This is a genomic window from Rhizobium altiplani, from assembly GCF_001542405.1.
Taxonomy (GTDB): domain Bacteria; phylum Pseudomonadota; class Alphaproteobacteria; order Rhizobiales; family Rhizobiaceae; genus Rhizobium; species Rhizobium altiplani.
Genome location: NZ_LNCD01000125.1, coordinates 1 through 4,055, shown reverse-complemented (window position 1 = coordinate 4,055; position 4,055 = coordinate 1). Strand labels below are relative to the sequence as shown.

Below are 4,055 nucleotides of genomic sequence, written 5' to 3'. Positions count from 1 at the left end.
GACATGTAAAGACCGACGATGTCCTGCACCTTATCGACGAAGAGCGGATCAGAGGAAAGCTTGAATGTCTCGGCACGATGCGGCTGCAGGCCAAAGGCGGTCCAGATCCGACGGATGGTGGTATGCGAAAGTCCACTGGAGGCTGCCATCGAACGGATGGACCAGTGCGTGGCATCCTTGGGGGTGGTGTTCAATGTACGCTCGACGACCTGAGCAACCTGGGCATCAGAGACAGTTCGCGGTCGACCGGCACGATATTCATCTGTCAGCCCTTCAATGCCATCTTGTATGAACCGGCGGCGCCACTTGCCAACCGTATGCTCGTGGACCCCAAGACGCTCGGCAACGTCTTTACTTTGCAGACCCTGCGCACACAGCAAGACCATCCGGCATCGATCCGACAAGGAGCGCGGCGCTTTATGCCGGCGCACCTGAGATTCCAGGAAATTTCTATCCGCCTCGCTCAGAACGACGAGGCCTGCTTGCCTGCCAACCATCAATCAACTCCTGCTCTTCTAACAGAAGCCAAAACAAAATGAAGCTTACTTTGGTTCCAGGTGACTGGGCCGTCGACTCATAAGCTCTGACACCAGATCCTTGCCGCGACGATTTTAACAGCAGCGAGATAGTTTTCTGGACGCTTGTCGTAGCGTGTAGCGGTGCCTCGAAACTCTCCACCGATTTCGTTGCCTGTAAACCCAGCGCGAGATTGAGAAAGAGCCCTTCCGGTTTGCCTTCGGCGGAATGTTGGCCCAGGCCTTGCGCTCTGCCGCCTTGGCTCGGATAGCTTTACTATCATAGCCCTTATCTGCAAGCAGGATGTCACCTTCGCTGAGGCCGTCCGTCAGCGCATCGGCTTCAGTGCAATCTTACAATCTGCCCGCGGTAAGGCGAAGCGTCACTGGCCGACCTTCGGCATCGACGAGCGCGAACGAGCGTTTCACCATCGATCTTGTCGGTCTTGGCTCGGAGGCTGCGACAAGACACTGCGATAGAAGCGGGATCAACGACGTAGCTCTCGATCCCCGCCTTGCCCAGAACCCGATGGATCCAGAAGCCATCGAGCCCGGCCTCCTGGATAGTGACGACCGGAAAGTCTCGCCCCATGCGCGCTCTTGCCTTCTCTCGGAGGCTATCGAAGCGACCGAACAAGGCGGATAAATCACCACTGGGGACACTGTGTTTCGACAACTTCTCGCCCCCACCTGGCGAAAGCGACGTGATCAACTGTTTGTCTAGCAACATCACTTTGCCAGAGTACTCGCCGCTATCCATCCGCGCATGGGATCTGAATATTGACCCGGTCCGTCATGAACGATTTCTTGAAATACTTTCTAAATGTGGGATGCGCCCGTACTTATGAGGCCAAATTTCGTGCTTCGGGCAAGTCATCCAAAGTGATGGCTATATTTCGTCGAATGGGGCCCAGCGACTCCCAATCGATCATTTAGGCCGACACATGCTGGTAGCTCGATTCGGCCAAGGCGCTGCCGAACGCGACGAGAGGCTTACTCGGATGACGGCACTTCCGCCGCTCCTGCACCTGTAACCGAGTCTCAACGTTGGGCTCAACAACCCAGCCCCATACATTTCATCCTCTTAAGGCGTCTCTAATCAACCGGATGCCGAGCGGGAGTCTTGCGTCGCGGACAACAACGAAATAGAGCGTTGAACGCCGCTCTTAGATATTGTAATATATCAATCGACGGTATCGTGCGGATTGAGCCATTGCATTTCACATCGGAGACGACGAGTCGTAGACACGACTCCCATGCCTTCAAAACATTAATCCTGACCTAAGGGGCAGATCGAGGAGAAGATATCACATGGTTGAACGTCGTATCGTCGCCGTCGTTGGTGGGGGCATAGTTGGCGTGAGTTGCGCCCTCATGCTTGCGCGGGAGGGACATCGCGTCACCGTAATCGAGGCGGGTCGCGTCGGTCACGGATGCTCTTGGGGGAACGGCGCCCAATACAATGCGGGATCCTCTTTCCCCATGGCATATCCTGGAGTCATGTGGCGTGCGCTGGGCTGGCTCTGCGATAGAAACGGCCCGGTCCGTCTCGCCCCCTGGGAGCTACCCCGCACCCTTCCCTGGCTCGTACACTTCCTGAGTACGGGCCGACCCAAGGCTTGGGAGACTGCTTACGGAGCGCTGCACGCCCTCAACGCACCGTGCGCCACTCTCTATCGCGACATGCTGGGCGACACGAATTGGAACCGATTGTTTCGGCCGAACGGCGCCCTTCATGTTTGGCGCGACAGTTCACTTGGCGAACTGGACCATTTGGTGGAAGGTCTGAGGTCACGGCATGGCGTGTCTTTCGAAAGGGTCGACGCCCGACAATTGCGCGAGCTAGAGCCGTCTTTGTCCGTAGATTACCAGCGCGGGATATTCTTTCCTGACAGCGGCCATGTAAACTCGCCTCCCACACTCGTGGAAGGTCTGATGGAGCGGGCCGCCGGGCTTGGCGCAGCACTTCTGACGGCGCGAGTTCTCGCAATACAACCTTCGACAGAAGGATTGACGCTGCAGACCAGCGCCGGTTCCCACCATTGTGATGCCACGGTGATCGCGGCGGGCATTGCCAGTCGGGACCTTGCAAAGTCGCTTGGAATTTCGCTGTCGCTGGCCAGCGAGCGTGGCTACCATATCACCTTGCCGGAAAACTCGAGCACCATCAGCCGTCCGGTCACCGATGCAGCTTCGGCCTTCGTTGCTACTCCTCTCCAGGAAGGATTGCGAATTGTCGGCATCGCAGAATTTGCTGCGCCAGACGCACCGCGTGATGAACGCCAAAGCAGCAAACTTCAGACCTGCGCACAGATGATGTTGCCCGACCTTGCGATCGACAAGGTAACTGACTGGATGGGTGTGAGACCGTCGACGCCTGACAGCCTGCCGATCATCGGTCCTCACCCAAAACACGCCAGCATTTTGTTCGCGACCGGCCATGGCCACATGGGCATCAGCGGCGCTCCGATGACCGCAGCCATCATCAGCGATCTCGTTGCTGGCCGCACGCCTCGGCTCTCCTGCGCTCCTTATCGCATCCGATAAAGGCAATGGAGCAAAGTTTTGACTTGCCTTGCCTTCCGCGAATGTTATATTTCAATAATGAAATGACATATTTCAATAGGACCAAGGAGGAGACGTCTATGAACCGTTGGACAAGTGCACTCGTCGCTGCTGCAATCAGCTTAGCAACCGTGATCGGCCCGGCCTCCGTCCCGGCTCGAGCAGAGGACCTCTCTCTGGTACTCGAGCGCATAAAGGCGAGTGGAAAATTGAAGTTTCCGGTTATGGTCGCAGAGGAGCCGGGCTACATCAAAGATCCGCGCACAGGGGAGTGGAGTGGCTTCTTTGTGGATTGGGGCAAGGATATCGCCACCCTGCTCGACGTGAAGCTCGAATATTACGAAACCACTTGGGGCAACCTTGCTGCCGATTTCCAAGCCGGCAAGATTGATCTCGCAGTGGGACTGAATCCCAATCCCCGTCGCGGTCTCGTTGTCGACTACGTACCAGGAGCCATCGTCGAAGGAATTTGGGTGCTGGCCGCCCGACCGGGCTTCGAGCCCAAGACCTGGCGTGAAATGGACAACAAGGAAACCCGCATTGCCGTACAAAAGGGCGGCACGATGCAGGTCATTGCCGAGGCGGTCATCCCCAACGCCACTCTCGACGTCGTTCCTACGCGCGATCAGGCCGTTCTAGAACTCCAGTCGGGCAAAGTAGACGCCATCATTCTCGCGGATCAGGATGCTGCCTTGCTGGATGCCAAGGGCATCGCCAAAGCCGTCGTGCCCATGCCGCTCCTGCGTAGTCCTTCAACCATCGGGATTCGCCGCGAACCGGGCAATGAAGGCTTTCAGAACTTTCTGGCCAACTGGATGTCGCAGCAGAACACACTGGGTTTCGCTTGCTCGCGCATTACCCGCAGCTTGCTCGACCGCGGCATCGACATGAAGGTAGTTCCGCAGTCGGGAAAGTATTGCTGACATGCGTACCAACCGTCTCTTCACCGTCATCGACAGCCACACGGCGGGACAT

At 57.1% G+C, this 4,055-nt stretch carries 3 protein-coding genes and 2 pseudogenes; 2 read left to right on the top strand and 3 right to left on the bottom strand.

The genetic code is table 11. The features are described 5' to 3' along the window. The 3 genes and pseudogenes from AS026_RS31500 to AS026_RS42520 all read right to left on the bottom strand — a co-directional run. Window positions 1-497: IS630 family transposase (locus tag AS026_RS31500; RefSeq protein WP_131815364.1), on the bottom strand; the 497-nt coding region annotated here is incomplete at its 3' end. Between the two features lie 77 nt (window positions 498-574). After that, window positions 575-932 (bottom strand): annotated as a pseudogene (locus AS026_RS40675) (transposase); the annotation flags it as partial. Continuing rightward, window positions 928-1,275: pseudogene (locus AS026_RS42520) on the bottom strand (hypothetical protein); the annotation flags it as partial. The pseudogenes AS026_RS42520 and AS026_RS40675, both read right to left, overlap by 5 nt. 551 nt (window positions 1,276-1,826) lie before the next feature. Between AS026_RS42520 and AS026_RS31490 the strand changes: the two are divergent. Further along, window positions 1,827-3,062, top strand: a complete 1,236-nt coding sequence (locus tag AS026_RS31490; protein ID WP_028749691.1) for an NAD(P)/FAD-dependent oxidoreductase — start codon at window positions 1,827-1,829, stop codon at window positions 3,060-3,062. A gap of 98 nt (window positions 3,063-3,160) precedes the next feature. After that, window positions 3,161-4,003 (top strand): transporter substrate-binding domain-containing protein, encoded by an 843-nt coding sequence (locus AS026_RS31485; RefSeq protein WP_062370411.1) that lies wholly within the window; start codon window positions 3,161-3,163, stop codon window positions 4,001-4,003. Window positions 4,004-4,055: the final 52 nt, after the last annotated feature.